The following is a 15,849-nucleotide window of genomic DNA, read 5'->3' on the forward strand; positions in this document are numbered from 1 at the left end:
GATCGACCGGGTGGTGTCGCTCGAATTTTCCATAGGGGAAACCTATGGAAGTTTGAGGGAGACGTCCCTTCCGCCGAGATCGGTCCGCGGGGCAGGTCGATCCGGTCCGCGGGGTGGATCGATCGGTCCGTGGGGCAGGCCCGACCGGTCCGCGGGGCAGGCCCGACCGACTCAGCCCAACCGGGGCAGCAGGTCCATCAGGTAGTCGTCGATGATCTGTGCCGCCTCGTGGGCTGCAGCCTCACCACGGTGATACGGATCGGGCACGTCCTCCGACGGATCCGGGGCAGGACGCTGCTGGGCCACCCATTCGACGAGGTCGCCGGCCCGCAGGCGTCGGCCGGCCTCGGCGGCGGCGCGGGTGAACTGGCCCAGGGTGAAGACCCGGCCATGGCACGCCGGGACCTCGTCGAGCAGCCGGAGGCGCTGCTGGTCGGTCATCGGCAGCACCAGATCGGCCGTCCGCAGATCCTCGGGGCGGTAGCGGACGCCGAAGACGCCGCTCGCGTCCCCGCCGCGGGCCATCAGCTCGGCGGCCATCAGACGGTCCATCGGCTGCGCGGCGATGCCGTCGGTGCCGGCGCTGGTGAATCGCACCCAGCCGCGGCGCCCGACCAGGGCCTGGCTGCGGCGCTCCGCATAGGCGGAGCGGCAGATGTTGGCCGCGCACACGTAGACCACCCGGAAGCGCCCGGGCGCCTTCGGGGCCGGCCGTACGGTCGGCTCGGGTGCCGGTTCCTCCAGGATCGCCCGCCGCGGCGGCGCCTCGATCAGGGTGAGCGACGGGCGTGGGTCGGCCCGACGCCCGTCATATCCGGTCAGAACCACTCCTCGAGCAGATTGAGGGCGTGCCAGAAGCCCTGCCCGGTGTTGACATGCCCCATCCAGATCTCCGGGATGAACGAGCGTCCCGGCGCCATCCGGTCCATCGCCTCGGCCAGTGCCGCGAAGTCGACCTCGCCCTCGCCGACCTGGACACCCTCGCCGTCCACGCCGGTGGCGTCGACGACGTGGAAATGCTCCGAGAGCGGGGTGAGCTGTTCGACGTACGCCGACCAGGGGGTGCCGGTGTGGTTGGCGGCGAGCTTGGAGTGCGAGATGTCGAAGGTGAGGCGGTAGCCGTACGTCTCGGCGAAGGCGACCGTGTCGTCCAGGTGGAGGAACAGGTTGTGGTACTGCTGTCCGCCCATCAGCCACGGATAGGGCGGCAGGGTCTGCGGGCACAGTCGTACGCCGCTGGTGTCGACCCGGGCCAGACCGTCGGCGATCCGCTCGTACATCGCCGGCACCCGGTCGCGGTCGACGAACCCGTCCTTGGTGAAGCCGCCGAGGGTGGCGACGAAGATCGGGTCCTCGTCCTGGGTGAAGTACGGCCGCAGCTGGCGGGTGCGGTCGATCGAGCGCTGCATCTCGTGGATGGAGCGCTCCCAGACAGCGTCGTCGAAGGAGGCCAGGTCGAGGATGAAGTCGCCGGCGAACAGGTCGGGCAGGTGGCAGGTGTAGCCGATCGGCAGCCGCTCGGAGAACACCGCGGACGGCTCGATGTCGAGGTCCTTGTAGGAGTAGTGGAACTCGACGAAGTCCGGGTTGGAGCCGGCCTCGAGGATCGGGAAGAGGTCGTGGTAGCGCACCGGCACGCCCCACGGACGGTGGAAGGTGTAGGGCCGAGGGCGGGCGGCGGTGTCGTCCACGTCGCCGTCATAGAAGAAGTCGCCGGCCTCGACGACCCGTACGCTCTGTCGGCCGACCAGCTCGCCCATCCGGTTCGGCTGCAGGCCGCGGCCGGGGCTCTTCACCGCGACGGCGTCGGCGTCGATCCGCTGGCCGACCTCGATCCGGCGGGTGGCGACCAGGCTCTTGGCGAGATTGGCCCGGTTCATCACCTCACCGGCCGACACCACCCGCGGGGCGGTGCTGCCGAGGGACTCCTCGACCTCGCGGATCTCGCGGACCATGGCGGCGAACTCGTCGGGCAGCAGCGACACGACGTGGTCGTTGCCCTCCATCGAACGGTCGACGGTGAAGTGCTTCTCGACGATCTTCGCGCCGCGGGCGACCGCGGCGATCGGCACGTGCCAGCCACGCTCGTGACCGGAGTAGCCGACCGGGCAGGCGCCGATCTCGGCGAGCCGGCCCATGTAGGCCAGATTAAGCGAGGCGTACGGCGCCGGGTAGGTGGACTGGCACTGCAGCAGCGCGAACGGCACCCCGGCGCCCCGCACGAGACGTACGGTCTCGCGGATCTCCGCTTCGGTCGACATGCCGGTCGACAGCACCATCGGCAGGCCGTGTCCGGCGGCGGCACGCAGCAGGGTGTGGTTGGTGAGGTCGGCCGAGGCGATCTTCAGCGCCGGGACGCCGTACGCGGCGAGGGCGTCGAGGCTCGGGATGTCCCACGGGGTGCACATCACGTCGATGTCGCGGGCCTTGGCGTGGTCGAAGACCTCGTACATCTGCTCGGTCGACAGGGAGAACTTGCTGAGCAGATCGAGGGTGTACTGGGCGCCGAGGTCCTCTCCGGTGGTCAGCGCGTCGCCCTGGTGGCGGTAGAGCGCTGCCATGTCGCGCAGCTGGAACTTGACGATGTCGGCACCGGCCTCGACCGCGAGGTCGGTGAGCTCCTTGGCCAGGGCGACCGAACCGTTGTGGTTGTTGCCGATCTCGGCGATGACGACCGCCGGAGCGTCCGGACCGACCAGGTGGCGGCCGAGTCGCAGCTCGGCGGCGCCCTGCACCGCGATCGCCACCAGCCGCTCCTGGGCGTCGACGATCGGGATGTGGGTGATCCCGGGCCGGAACAGCGCCTCGATGTCAGGGATCGGGGTGCCCTCGACGACCCGGGTCAGCGAGGTGTTCGCGACCGAGAGGGTGGCGGTGGCCAGGTCGGGCGTCGGCTGGTCGACGATCCAGCGCCGGAAGTCGCCGTCGGAGAGCGATCCGTCGAGGTGGCCGTGTTCGCTGACACAGAAGATCTGGCGGGCCTTGTTGGCGGTGATCTTCTGCAGCGCGGTGAGCAGGGGATCCTCGGAGAACACGACGTACGGCGCGAGCTGACGTTCGATGATCATGCGGTGATCCATTCCGGGTGCGAGAGGTAGGCGTCGGCCAAGTGCAGGTCGGCGAGGGTGTCGATGTCGATGCCTTCGACCTGGCTCATCACGAACAGGCCGATCCGTCCGCCGATGCGGTTGTGGTGTTCGCGGTAGATGGGCGTACGGGTGAGGTAGAGCGAGCCGTTCTCGTAGTAGCGCAGCTGCTCGGGGCGCATGTCCTGGCGACGTTGGCGATGGTCCGGGTCGTAGTCGGCGCGCGGCGGGTCGGAGGCCCACCAGAAGAAGGGCGAGCGGGGGATCACGCCGATCAGCGAGTCGACCCCGGTGTCGCGGAACTGGGTGACGGCCCGGTCGAGGGTGCCGGGCAGGCGGATCGGTGAGGTGGCCTGGAGCAGCAGGACGGCCTCGGGCTCGACGCCGCTGGCGGCGGAGACCTGGTCGATGGCGTGCTCGACGGTCGGCTCGGTGGCCGCGGTGTCGACGGCCAGCTCGGCCGGACGCAGCCAGGGCACGTCGGCGCCGGCGGCCCGGGCGACGTCGGCGATCTCCTCGTCATCGGTGGACACCAGGACGTGCAGGTCCGCCTCGGCGGCGAGGGCCTGCTCGATGGTCCAGGCGATGAGGGGACGCCCCCCGACTTCCCGCAGATTCTTGCGGGGGATCCCCTTCGACCCGCCCCGTGCCGGGATCACACACAGAATGCTCAACGGTCGCCCCCCGCGCTCGACTCAACGGGACGACTCTAGCCCGCTGCGCTGACAGGCTGTGCCAGTGGACCTCTCTGTCGTCTGGGGAACGGAACGACGTGAACGCGCCAGGAGGACCTGACGCAGGGCGCCAGACATCGGATGCCGTGGGTTTCCGATCGGACGCCACCGCCGGTTCCGGCAGGGGGACGACGGGCCGGCCCGGTCGATCGCCGCGTGTTAGGGTGCGGTGGGGTCGGCCGGGTTTCCGGTCTGTGGGTCCGGCGACGCAGTTCTGAAGGAGTGAACTGCAGGTCGCGAGGACGGAGGGGGAGCACTCGGTGTCGGGAATCACTCTGCAGGTGCCGCCTGTCGGAAAGCTCGCGGATTCGCCGGACGGCGAGTCGGAGACGGGCGGCCTGTTTCATGACGTCAGGCTCCTCGAGTTCCTCCTGGCCATCGTCCTCTTCGCCCAGACAGCCGTTCCGGGCCTCCCGGTTTCGTTCCCGGCGACCTACTTGGCCATGGGGGTGCTACTGGTCGTCGCCGCGATGAGACATCCTCGGTGGCCGCTGACGCCGCTCAACGGGTACGTGTGGGCGTTCGCTGTGTTGCTCGGCTACTACGCGCTCGTGTCGGCGACCGGGGTGCAGAGCTCGGGGGCGGGCGACTGGGTACGGCGGCTGATCCGGATGGTGATCCTGCTGTTCTTCGTAGGAGCGTTGGCGAGTGGCCGCCTGCACTTCCCCTCAATCATCAAGGGATTCGCTGCCGGTTTGGTGGCCAACGTCGTGTTGTTCTATGCCGGAGTCGCTCCGCACCCTTACCAGGACTTCCTCACTGGCTTCGCCGGGGACAAGAACACGGCCGGTCTGGTGTACGCGATGGGCGGACTTCTTCTGCTGACAACGCTGAAGTCCCGGCGGGAACGCATCGTCGTCTTCCTGGTCTTTGCCAGCCTCGTCTTCCTCACCGGCTCGCGCACGACCATGGCTGGGATGACGGCGGCAGCCCTGTGGATCATCTTCGCCGCCAGGCTGCCGGCCCTGTTCCGTCTAGGGATCGGTGGGCTACTGGTCTGGGGTCTGCAGTTCGGTGAGTCACGTTTTGCGAGGATCGGGATCTTCGCCGACCGGTCGGGGACCGACTGGTTCCGGGAGCAGATCGCGACAGCAGTGACGGAGAAAGTCGCCATCACTCCGCCCCAGGGCCTTGGGCTCGGTGAGGCCTACGTGAACATTCCGCAGGGAATGTTCTTCTTCCACAACTCCTACGACACCTTGTTTGTCGAGGGCGGCTATGTCGCCTTGATCCTTGTGGTAGGCATCACCCTGCTGGCGGCCCTTCGGCCGTTCCGGGCACCGACCGTTTCGTGGACCGAGCTGGTGGTGGAGGGGGCGACCATCACCCTGCTCGTCTGTGCCTGGCAGCTGGGTGAAGTGTTCCTCACTGTGAGCTGGGCGCTGCTGGTCGCGGCTGGTCTGCAAGCGGCACTGATGAGGCGCGCCGACGCTTCCGGGGGTGAGCTGGGGGAAGAGACCGGTATTCCACTCCCCTGAGCTGGCGGCAGCGCGAGGCCTCGGCTGGCCTGTCCTGCACATCCTGTGAGGTGGGAATGGCTCAGAAGTCCGCCCGCGCCTGGTCGGCGTGGACATACCCCGACACAGCGGAGCCCTCCACAGTCAGGGCGACGAGCTTTCGCGCCAGAGGATCGGGCAGCATGCCGAGCCGACCGTCCAACCGCTCGGCCGCAGCCATCAATCGTGTCTTGTCCAGCCGTCCGATCGCCCGGACAAGGACGTTCCACGGGCTTCGACCTGGCGGGATCGCTGCGGGCAGATGCTCGTTGCCGTGCTTGGCCTCGAAGATCCGCCGCGCGGCGCCGGAGTGGAAGGCTCGTTTGGCCCGCGACTCTACGGATTGGGCGGCGGCGTGGTGCGGCGTGGCCAGCTCCGGGGCGAGCACGATCCGGACGCCGGCCTCGTGCAGCCGGAAGCCCCAGTCGACGTCCTCCCAGCCGTACGCCCGGTAATCAGAGTCGTACGGTCCGACCCGGTCGTACGTCCCGCGGGTGACCGACACATTTCCGGCCCAGTAGCGCCATGCGGCGTCTGGGGAACCGGCGTAGGCATCTGACCGGAACCGTGTGTCGCTGGGACGTCCATACACGCGGGCATAGGGGGAGTCGGGGAAGGAATTGAGATAGATCCCGACCACCCCCACCGGCTCATCGTGGTGACGTGCGATCAACCGGGCCACGTAGTGCGGACCGGGCTCCAGGTCGTCGTCACAGCGGGCCAGGATCCGGCCCCGCGCGGCCTCGAAGCCGGCGTTGAGGGCGCTGACCCGGCCACGGTTCTCGGGAAAGACGATGGTGCGGACCGGCAGGTGGGCGTACGAGGCCAGGACCTGCTCGGAGTCGTCGATGTCGCCGTCGAGCACGATGACAGCCTCCCAGGAGCGATTGCTCTGTCCCTCCAGTGCCCGCAGCAGGACCGGCAACCGTGCGGCGCCCGCCCGGGACGGGACGACGATCGAGACGTCGGGGGTGGGCGTCATTGCTGTCCTTTCGCCGGGAGCACACCCAGCTCGGTGAGAAGGGTCGCGAGGCGGTCCCGGGCGGCGTCGGGGGAGTAGTGGGTCTCCCATCGGCGCCGGGCATGCGCCACGTACGTCGTGTGGGCGGCGGGCACGGCGTCCTCGAGGGTCTCCATCAGGCTCACCGGGTCGCCGCCCCGGGCGACCCAGGGGTGGTCGGGGCCGGCCACCTCGGGCAGTGCCCCGGCGTCGCTGATGACGAACGGCACCCCTGACGCCATCGCCTCGGCTACGACAAGCCCGAACGACTCGGCCCGGACCGAGGGGAACACTGCCAGGTCCACCGCGGCGAAGAAGTCGCGGCGATCCATCCAGCCGCGCCGGTCGGTGATCGGGGCCAGCGGGGCGAGCGCCTGCTCGACCAGGCGCTGGTCCTCCGGGCTGACGAAGTGGGGTGCGCCGGCCAGCAGCAGGCGCACCTTGCCGGGGTGGCGCTTCTCCAGGCGGCGTACGGCCTCCGCCAGCACGAGGATGCCCTTGTCAGGCGACAGCCGTCCGATGAAGCCGAGCACCACCGGTGCATCCTCTTCGCGACGACGAACGATGACGTCGAGTGAGGCGGTCCAGTTGGGCAGTGCCGTGGTGCCGGGCAACCGGGAACGCATGAACTCCGAGGGGACCACGGCCTTCGCACTGCCGGCCGCGCTGATCAATCCGGCCGGGCCTGCGAGGCCGCGCGGGCGCTGGTGTAATTGCACCACGCGACGCGGATGACCTGTGGTGGCCAGCGAGGGCACCAAGCCATGGCACCACAGCAGTCCTTCGCGCTCGTGCCTGTCCCAGCGACGCAGGTTGGGGATGTACTCGCTCCTGTCGCGCCCGGTGATCCCGGTGGCCGGGAAGCCGAGTTCGCCGGATCGCCGCAACACCGGGGACGCGTCCGGCGCCACGATAGCGACGTCCAGCCCCAGCTCGCGCGCCAATTGGGCCATCAGGAGAAGCATCACTTCGCCTCCGCCGATGGCCCCGTTGTTCGCGGCGAGGGTCAGGTCAGCCACGGCCTCTCCTTCGCGGTCGCGGCCGACGCGTAGATGCCAGCGAGACGGGCCGTCATGTCGGAGCATGACGGCCAGGAGTCGGGAAGAGTCGGACGACGGGCGATGGTGAGGCCCTGGTCGACGAGGACGGCGGCGATAGCTTCGGGGTCGTCGCGGCCGACCAGGCACCGAGCCGGGAGGATCTCCGGGTTGCCGCCGACAGGCGTAGCGACCACACCGACGCCCGCTGCGACGGCGTCGAGCAGGCTGTAGGAGCAGTTCTCCCACACCGACAGCTGGGCCAGCACGTCGGTGCGGGACAGCTGCGCGGCGGCGTCGACGAACCCGGGGAACTTGACCGCATCGTCGATGCCCAGGACCCGGCTGCGTCGGACGAGCTCGTCGCGGAGCGGCCCCTCCCCGGCGACCGTGAGCCGGGCGTCCGGATGGTCGGCCAGTACGACGGCGAAGGCGTCCAACAGTTCCGGCAGGCCCTTCTCCGGGGAGAGCCGAGCCAGGGAGGTGATCCGCAGTCCGGGGGCACGGTCGTTGGCCGCCGGGTCCGGCGCGGGACGGTCGACACCGTTCGGCAGCACGGTGATCGGCCGGCGTGGGTGCCACTTGGCCTGCATGGCCCGCGCGGTGGCGGCCGAGACGGCGATCAGGGCGTCGAACCGGGCGAGTCGGGCGCGGTGGGCGGCCGCCGCGGCGGCGGAGCGGACGGACGAGCCGTGATAGACCCGGTCATCGGCGGCGATGCCGTGCTCGGTGGAGATCAACGCGGCGGGGCCCCGCGCGATGGTGGCGGCGGTCAGGTCGGCGAAGGCCAGATGGGTGTGCACCACGTCCGGCCGCAGCCGGCTGACGGCGTGGGACAGCGCTCGCCGGGACGCCGCCAGACCCGCCTCGGGGCCGAACGACTCCACCAGCGTCGGGACCCCGAGGCCATGGAGCCGATCGCTCAGCGGACCCGCCGGGGTGAGGACGACGATCCGCCACCCGGGGATCCCGGTCCGTACGACGTCCAGGACGTGCCGGGCCACGCCGCCGATGGCCCCCACAGGCACCACCCAGAGTGCTGTCCCCCCACCGGCCATCTGTCCCTCCCCTGTCAGCCCGCTGAGTGCCGCAGCCAGTCTCCCACAGCGAGCGCCGGTGGCCGGTCAGGTTCTGGTGGTGGTGGGGTGGGTGCCTCGCCGAGCCTGTGCATGCCGTAGCGGTCCCAGAATTCGATCAGCCAACGAGGCGGCCGGCCGAAGTCGACCCAGGCCGGGATGCCGCGGGCGGCGGCCTCGAGGATCCCGGTGGAGAAGACGCCGACGACGGGCGCCTCGACCTGCGGGAGGGGCCCACCGTCGCGATCGATCGTGATGCCGCGCCGCTGCCACCACCGGTGGATCGACCGTGACAGGATGTCGCGTTCCTGTGGATGCGGACGGTAGATCGCAGTGGTGCGCAGAACGGTCCGCTGTGCGGCACCGGCCATCCGCCGGCGTCCGATCTCGGCACCGTGCAGTTGGCCGAGGTAGATCGGGCGACGGCCGGCCCAGGTGATCATCCGCTCCTGGGACAGGGCCTCAGCCTCGGGAACCCGTGCTTCCCAGAAGAGCTGGGAGCCGATCACCTCGACGGTCACGTCGGTGCGACCGGATCGCCAGAAGTCGCCGTCGGCCGCACTCCACGCCAGCAGGTGGGCGCCGGCAGGCAGCGGCGGAGCCATCGGGACGAGGAGCCCGTGCTGCACGACCCCGAAGGGAAGGCCACGTCGAGACGCGAGGTCGTACGCCGCGGCTCCCCTCGGGAGAAAGTGCCCGGCCGCCAGGACCGTGGCGATGCTGTCCAAGGTCTCATCAGCGGAAGGGTCGGTGATCGTCTCCTCGCGCCAGGGGTGGTCGGGAAGCCACCTGGTGGCAGGCTCAGGAGAAAGCACTGCCACCTCGTCCAGCGGCAGGTGGTGTACGGGGGCCAACAGAGCGGCCCGCTGACTCGACGACAGCGACTCCACGGCGATCAGGATCCGCGGGTGTTCACTGCCCGCGGTGAGGTGGAACCGCTCCGGCTCCGGGTGTCGTGCGGCGCGGAGCTGGCCGATCAGGCCCCGTACTCCGCGGCGGCGGGTCTGCCAGCGCTGCCAGGCGGCGAGGTCGGACGGATGGATCAGGCCCACCACTGCTCCACCTCTCGCATCCGGTGGTCGAAGGTGTGCTCGGCGAGGGTGCGGCGGCGGGCCTGTTCCCGCAGGCCGGAGGCCCAGGCGGTGTCGACGGCGGCGCGCTGGCTCAGCTCGATCGCCTCCTCAGGGGAGGTGAAGACCGCGACCTCCCGGCCCGGCTCGTAGAACTCGGTGACGTCGGGGCGGTCGAGCAGTTGGACGGCGCCGACGCCGCAGGCTTCGAAGGTGCGCATGGTGAAGCCGTCCTGGTCGTGGTGCATGTTGACCGTGGCGGTGCTGCCGGCCATGATCCCCCAGGCCTCCGCCAGCGGGACGTCGCGACCAGCCGCAAGAGCGGGCCGGTGCCACTGCCAGGTCCGTAGCCGGTCGATCGGGTGATGTGACCAGTCCCGGCCGTACGCGCGCACGGGCACCCCGGCGGCGGCGAGCTGGGTGAGCAGCTCCTCCCGGTTGGCATAGCGGGCACCGACGAAGGTCACCGCCGGCACCGGGTGGGGGATCAGCGCCGCAGCCGGATCGTACGCGTTGGCGAGGAAATGGGTGGTGAAGCCGCGGTCGGCCAGGGCGGCGACATCGAGATGACTGTACGAGGCGATCGGACCGACCCGACGGAGCCGCTCGTCGGTCCACCGGGTGCGCCGGTACTCGTCGTAGAGCCACAGCAGTGATCGAGCGCCGACTGTGTCGATGGCGTCCCAGTACTCCTCGGTGAGGGTGTCGCCCTTGATGGTCAGGACCACGTCCGGCCGGGCTTCACGCACGGCAGCGGCCGCCGCCGTGGTGTGGCTGGCGGTCAGCGCCGAGGAGCCCTGCAGACCGACCCTGGTGGGCAGCTCGTACCGCAGCTTGTGGTGGAGCTTCGCTGTGCCGGTGGCCAGCTCGTCGTAGCGGAAGGCAGTGGCCTCGTGCCCGAGGCGACGCAGGGCACCGATGACAGATCGCCAGTAGCCGTGGAACGCGGGCGTCACCAGCAGCACACGTGCCACAGTCAGCTCTCCCCCCGGAGCAGGGACAATTCGTAGCGAAATGTAGCCCACGGGGTGATGTCCCGGCCAGATGCGCGTCGTCCGGCGTTCCACGCCAGGTTGATGACCGACGCGACGGTGAGTGCGGCGACCAAGGAACGTCGTCCGCCCGGGTAGCCGTCGGTGGACCACTTGTCGGCGTATCGCAGGCGCGAGGTGACCAGCCACCGGCGGCGCTTCTGCGGGTCGGACGAGCCGCCGCCCTCGTGCTCGGCGGTCACCCCGCCGAGATAGACCGACGGGATGCCGCGGTCACGCAGACGACGTTGCAGGTCGACTTCCTCGGCGTTCATATGGAAGTCCTCGTCGAACCCACCCACCTCGCGGAACACCCGGGTCGGCATCAGCAGCGCGGCGCCCATCACCCAGTCGACGACCTGGGTGGCCTCACCGGTGGCCCTCGTGTCGTGGCCGACGGCCTCGTGAAGGGGACGCAGGTGACGCCAGCGGGCGAGAGGGATCAGCCATTCGACGAACTGGTGACCGACGGTCGGAAAGTGGCGCCCTGGCCACGCCTCCGCACCTCGGCTGTCCAGGATCCGTGGGGCGGTGACGGCATCACCCCACGGTGCGGCGGCGGTCAGCCAGTCGGTGACGAAGCGGTCGGAGACGGTGAGGTCGCTGTTGAGAATCATCAGCCAGTCGCCGGTCGCCCGTTGGACCCCGGAGTTGACCGCACTGCCGAAGCCGCCGTTGACAGGCCGTCGGACGACGGTGATCTCGTCGTCATCGGGATAGGGCTCCGGGGAGGCGTCGTCGGACACGATGATCTCGAGCTTCTCCGTCGCCGTCTGGGATCGGAGGGACGCGACCAATGCCTGGGTCGGTCCTGCGCTCCCATAGTGCGGAATCACGATGGAGACGGTCGGATCGGATGTTCCGGGCATTGCTCTGTTTCCCCCAGTCCGGACAGTTGCATGCTGATGCAGATGAACGTACGTCAATGAGCTTCGTTCCTGGAGATCAGCCCGGGCGATCCGTGCTCGCCATTCGAAAGGCTGTGGGAACCGGGGGCGAGGTAGATCGACCGGACCTTCTCGACGAAGGTCTCTTGCCCGTAGCGGCCCTCGGCCCAGCGCCGCGACGCGGCGGCCTTGTGTTCGGCCTCCGACGCGTCGTGCAGGACGGCGATGATCGCTGAGGCGAATTCGGCGGGATCGTCGGTCACCGCCGTGAGGACGGCCCCGTCTCCGATGCCTTCGGCACCCACGGTGGTGCTGACAACGGGCGTTCCGGCGAGGAGGGCTTCGATCGTCTTGAACTTCACCCCCGCTCCCGTCAACAAGGGGACGACAGCAAGCGTGGCTTGTGCGTACTCCCCCCAGAGGTCGTCAACGAACCCGGTGGCCGAGGCGTTGTCGACGCCGTCCGTCAACGATGCGGCAGCCCCGTCGGGGTCAGCCCCGACCAGTCGCAAGCGAACCTGAGGCTCCGCCTGTTGGACGACCGGCCAGACAGTCGCCAGCAGCCACTCCGCGGCCTCAAGGTTGAAGCGGCGCGCGAAGAAGCCGACGAATATCACCGTGGGGGGCATGATCGGGCTTCGCGTGAGTACGTCGGGTGAGCCTAACGGCGGATCGACGACAACGACACGCTCGCGGCGGGCAACGCCGCGCTGATTCTCCAGCAGGAGACGGTCCTTGTCGCTGAAGACGATGGTGTGGTCCAGATGGCGTGCAGCGGCCACTTCGAAGCGCTTGGCGATCCAGGCTCCGACCATCCATCGGGCGCGACGAAGCCGGCCGACTTTGGATGCTGCCACGCGGCGTAGCCGCTGTGAATCGACGTCGTGAAAGGTTCCGATCAACGTCGCTCGTGGGTTCAGCATCCGCAGCAGCGGCCACAGACGACCGTATTCCGACCATTGGATATCGATCACGTCGGCTCCGGTCATCAACCGCCGCGATTCTCGATTCCATAGCAAAAGGAAGACATAGGAGAGATCTGGGCATCCTGGGTCGACCCGGTACAGGGAGTCCTGAAGTCTTCGCGCCAAGGCCGAGATCGTACGCTGCGCCGTTGTCGACGGTTTCAGTAGTAGGTGTGGCGGCACCTGACCGCTGTCGTCGTCGCATGCGGCCAGATTTGCGGCGCTTTCCGTGGAGAGGACGACTACATCCGCGGAGTCTCGAAGGACCTCGGTGAGTTGCCACACGTATCTTCCGCCGGCGTGCGGGATGCTCGGGTGTGGCAGTTTTGGCGAAATCATGAGAATTCGGGTCTGCTGTAGGGGTGCCGAGAGGTTGGCGGAGGCATTTTCGAACAATGTCAGTCTCCAGCAATCTGTCGGAGGTGCTCTACCCGACGTCTGAACTCTTGCTCGAATGAATGCTTGCGCATGAAGGCGATGCCGTTGGCGGAGGCTGCAGTGAGTGACTCGCCATCGGCTGCGAGTTCGGCGACTTTGTGCAACAAGGATTTCCTGTCGCGCATGGGGACCACCCATCCAAAGGCGGCCTCCTTGGTCAGTGTGCGGAGGGCTTCGTTGTCGAAACCTATGACGGGAACGCCGAGGCCTGCCGTCTCCAAATACGTGCCCGCTGGATCACCTTGTACGTGGGGGAGGACCATCAGGTCGATGGCGTCGCGTACGAACGGGACCCAATCGCGGTCGAACGAAACGTCCCCATGGAACTTGACGCCCTCGCCGGCTTCGCGGCGCAGGTCAGGCTCCATCGGCCCAGTGCCGAAGATGTCCAGTGTGCAGGGGATTCCTGCTTCCTGCAGGTCCCGTGCGAGCTGCACCGCATGCTGCGGGCCTTTGATCGGGATGTGGCGTCCGGAGAAGCCGAGGCGCAAGGGTCCGTCTGGCGGTCGCCTGGATCGCCCACGCGAGGGCAGTTGATCAGTGCGGAGCCTCGTGTCGAAGAACAGCAGAGGTGATGGGGATTCTCGGTGAAGAGCAAGCCATGTCGGCCACCCGTTGGCCTGGAGTCCATCGGCGCGTCTCACTAGCCGGCGAAGCAAGAGTTCTTCCTTGACCGCCCCACCGAAGATCCGAAGGCGCTCGGAAGCGGGTGGCTTCCCGGCAAGTTGAATACCTATCCTTGTCTGCAGGGACTGCTCCGAGATATAGACGACCCGGGCGCCGGTGGTCAGCAGTTGTGCATTCGATACCCGCAGCAGAGCCACAACGATCGCTGAGGTGCCGAAAGACCGTACCGTTGAGATGGGGTTGCTGGCCGGCATGTAACAAAAGTTCTCGGCGTTGGGGTCGATCCATTGTGAGCCAAGATTCTCCCCGTCAACTGAGTCGGTGTGTCGGGATTCTTCTGGGGTGATCCAGATCGTTTCGCCCGGCCAGTATTCGGCGTAGGCGCGGAGCCCGGAAAGTGTTTTGCTCGTCATTCTTATGCAGCCGTCCTCCCTCCGCCGCGTGGTGCCAGGGGTCAGGATGATGAGCTTGCGCACGAGCCGTTCCTTCCCTCGATATCCGTGGTCGGCATGCGGTCGACCCTCGGTGTGCGGCGGTGCCTGATCTCGACCGTACGGGACGTCAGACCAACTGACCGAGCTCGACCAGCCGTGCAAACTCGGCGTTCGTCTCGCGCAACGAGGACATCGTCCCTCGGTCGGCGAGCCGGCCTCCGGAGAAGAAGAGGATCTCGTCGGCGTTCCGTACGGTCGACAGTCGGTGTGCCACGACGATGACGGTCATCGTGCCGTGCAATGCTTCGAGCGTCGCTGTGATCTCGTGCTCGGTCTCGTTGTCTAGGGCACTGGTTGCCTCGTCGAGCACGAGCACTTCGGGCCGGAAATAGAGTGCACGAGCGATGCCGATGCGTTGGGCCTGCCCGCCGGAGATCCGTGCGCCGCCCTCGCCGACGAAGGTGTCGAGGCCATCGGGCATCGCGTCGAGAAGATCCTGGAGTTGGGCCTGGTGAATGGCTCGCTGCAGGGCCCCCGGGTCGATGTCTGCCGATGGTTCACCGAAGGTGATCAGGTCACGGACGGTGGCGTCCCACAGGTAGACCTTCTGGGAGACCGCGGCCACAGTGCGCCGCCATGCCCGCGGATGTTGCGAGATGTTGGTCCCGTTGACAGTAATCGTCCCCTCGGTGGGGTGGAACAGGGTGAGAAGGAGATCAGCAAAGGTGGTCTTCCCGGCACCCGACGAACCCACCAATGCCACGGTGTGGCCTTGGTGGATGGTGACGGAGACACCCGACAACACCGGGGTGCTGGAATCTGGATAGCAGAAGCCAACGTCCGTCACCACGATGTCGCCGCTCGGCAAGGGCATGTCGTGTGAGGCTTCCTGGGGTGTTTGTGATTCGGCGGACGCCAGTTCGTCCATTTGCTCCACTACCCGGTCGAGCGCCGATCGGTTGGCCCGTACGCCGTTGACCGCCGCGACGACTCGATTGAGTGCCGGCGCGATGCGGATCGAAGCCGCTGCGAACACGGCCAGCAGGCCGAGCGCTTCGGCTTCGGGATGGGCCCCGAACATCAGAATGCCGATGATCAGCACGCCGGCGATCATCACGATTTCCATCAGGTAGCGAGGCAGCTCGCCGAGTACCTGCTGCACACGAGCAGGATGAACGTAGGCCAGGCGATTGTCGGCGAAGCGGTCGGCGAACATGTCTTCGCGTCCGAAGATTCGGGATTCGCGGAAGCCTTCGATGGCGGGATTGAGAGCTGCCCACATCTGGGTGTTGAGGGTCAGCGCTTGGAGACCGTAGCGCAGGGCGTGGGGCTTGATCACCCGAACCATGAGAAGGGCCGCCCCTCCGAAGACCACCACCGCGACCGCGGATGACGCGGGTGCGAGAACCACAAGTGTGCCCAGAAGGACCACTGACGTGACGATATCCGTGATCATTCCGATCACGTTGAGCAGAATTCCACTCAGTGCTGAAGTGATTGAACCGGTTACCGTCTGGATGATGTCGGCCTTCATGCGGCGACGATGCGTCAAGTAGCTCGCATGGACGTATCGCCGGAGCATCTCGGCTGAAGCCGCCGCAGCCGCTCTCGACATCTCGCCGATACTCCACCATCGCATGGCGATCATGGTGACGTTCTTGAAGATGAACATCAAACCTACGAACAGAGTCGTGTACAACAACAGAATCTTGCGATCACTGGTGTGAGCGATAGGGACGAGATAGAGTTCCACAACTGGAGGCAAGCCCTGCGGTGTGGTGAGGATCTGCATCAGCGGCGCCATCGCGACGACCGCGAGCATATCCATCAGTGCGGAGATCACCGAGACGAAGGCCATCAGAATGAGCGGCCAGCGCATTCGCCAAGGGACGAGCGTTAAGACTGCGCGCAGTTTCGCGACCGTCGATCTTTCCGATACGGGCTCCGCGCTGCTTCCCATCCAGTTCC

The 15,849-nt window shown here is 67.8% G+C and carries 13 protein-coding genes; 1 reads left to right on the top strand and 12 read right to left on the bottom strand.

Translation table 11 applies throughout. From position 1 onward, the window contains the following. Positions 1–171 precede the first annotated feature (171 nt). The 3 genes from R0146_RS07450 to R0146_RS07460 are packed head-to-tail and all read right to left on the bottom strand — an operon-like array spanning position 172 to position 3,745. A complete protein-coding gene (locus R0146_RS07450; RefSeq protein ID WP_317692236.1) occupies positions 172–828 on the bottom strand; it encodes an arsenate reductase/protein-tyrosine-phosphatase family protein in 657 nt (218 codons plus the stop codon). Next, a complete protein-coding gene (locus tag R0146_RS07455) occupies positions 819–3,068 on the bottom strand; it encodes an N-acetylneuraminate synthase family protein (protein WP_317692237.1) in 2,250 nt (749 codons plus the stop codon). The genes R0146_RS07450 and R0146_RS07455 overlap by 10 nt, the downstream gene beginning before the upstream one ends. Beyond that, a complete protein-coding gene (locus R0146_RS07460; protein WP_317692238.1) occupies positions 3,065–3,745 on the bottom strand; it encodes an acylneuraminate cytidylyltransferase family protein in 681 nt (226 codons plus the stop codon). The genes R0146_RS07455 and R0146_RS07460 overlap by 4 nt, the downstream gene beginning before the upstream one ends. Positions 3,746–4,080: 335 nt before the next feature. Between R0146_RS07460 and R0146_RS07465 the strand changes: the two genes are divergently transcribed. Next, positions 4,081–5,298 carry a hypothetical protein gene (locus R0146_RS07465; protein WP_317692239.1) on the top strand — a complete coding sequence of 406 codons (1,218 nt, stop codon included), beginning with the start codon at positions 4,081–4,083 and terminating at the stop codon, positions 5,296–5,298. Positions 5,299–5,359: 61 nt separating this feature from the next. Here R0146_RS07465 and R0146_RS07470 read toward each other — a convergent pair whose 3' ends face one another. The 9 genes from R0146_RS07470 to R0146_RS07510 form a co-directional block, all read right to left on the bottom strand. Then, positions 5,360–6,298, bottom strand: a complete 939-nt coding sequence (locus R0146_RS07470) for a glycosyltransferase family 2 protein (RefSeq protein WP_317692240.1) — start codon at positions 6,296–6,298, stop codon at positions 5,360–5,362. After that, complete coding sequence (locus R0146_RS07475) at positions 6,295–7,335, bottom strand: glycosyltransferase family 4 protein (protein ID WP_317692241.1); 1,041 nt, start codon at positions 7,333–7,335, stop codon at positions 6,295–6,297. Before R0146_RS07475 ends, R0146_RS07470 begins: the two co-directional genes overlap by 4 nt. Beyond that, positions 7,323–8,384, bottom strand: coding sequence for a glycosyltransferase family 4 protein (locus tag R0146_RS07480; RefSeq protein ID WP_317692242.1), 1,062 nt, complete (start codon positions 8,382–8,384; stop codon positions 7,323–7,325). Before R0146_RS07480 ends, R0146_RS07475 begins: the two co-directional genes overlap by 13 nt. Positions 8,385–8,425: 41 nt before the next feature. Continuing rightward, complete coding sequence (locus tag R0146_RS07485) at positions 8,426–9,484, bottom strand: prephenate dehydrogenase (protein ID WP_317692243.1); 1,059 nt, start codon at positions 9,482–9,484, stop codon at positions 8,426–8,428. Next, a complete protein-coding gene (locus R0146_RS07490) occupies positions 9,472–10,473 on the bottom strand; it encodes a CgeB family protein (RefSeq protein WP_317692244.1) in 1,002 nt (333 codons plus the stop codon). Before R0146_RS07490 ends, R0146_RS07485 begins: the two co-directional genes overlap by 13 nt. Positions 10,474–10,475: 2 nt before the next feature. After that, positions 10,476–11,366: a glycosyltransferase family 2 protein gene (locus tag R0146_RS07495; RefSeq protein WP_317692246.1), complete on the bottom strand. Its 891-nt coding sequence runs from the start codon at positions 11,364–11,366 to the stop codon at positions 10,476–10,478. 86 nt (positions 11,367–11,452) lie between these two features. Next, complete coding sequence (locus R0146_RS07500; RefSeq protein ID WP_317692247.1) at positions 11,453–12,406, bottom strand: glycosyltransferase; 954 nt, start codon at positions 12,404–12,406, stop codon at positions 11,453–11,455. A 374-nt stretch (positions 12,407–12,780) separates the two neighbouring features. Beyond that, a complete protein-coding gene (locus R0146_RS07505; RefSeq protein ID WP_317692248.1) occupies positions 12,781–13,923 on the bottom strand; it encodes a glycosyltransferase family 4 protein in 1,143 nt (380 codons plus the stop codon). Between the two features lie 85 nt (positions 13,924–14,008). Further along, positions 14,009–15,841 (bottom strand): ABC transporter ATP-binding protein, encoded by a 1,833-nt coding sequence (locus R0146_RS07510; protein ID WP_317692249.1) that lies wholly within the window; start codon positions 15,839–15,841, stop codon positions 14,009–14,011. Positions 15,842–15,849: the final 8 nt, after the last annotated feature.

The sequence above is a fragment of the Raineyella sp. LH-20 genome, from assembly GCF_033110965.1.
Taxonomy (GTDB): Bacteria; Actinomycetota; Actinomycetes; order Propionibacteriales; family Propionibacteriaceae; genus Raineyella.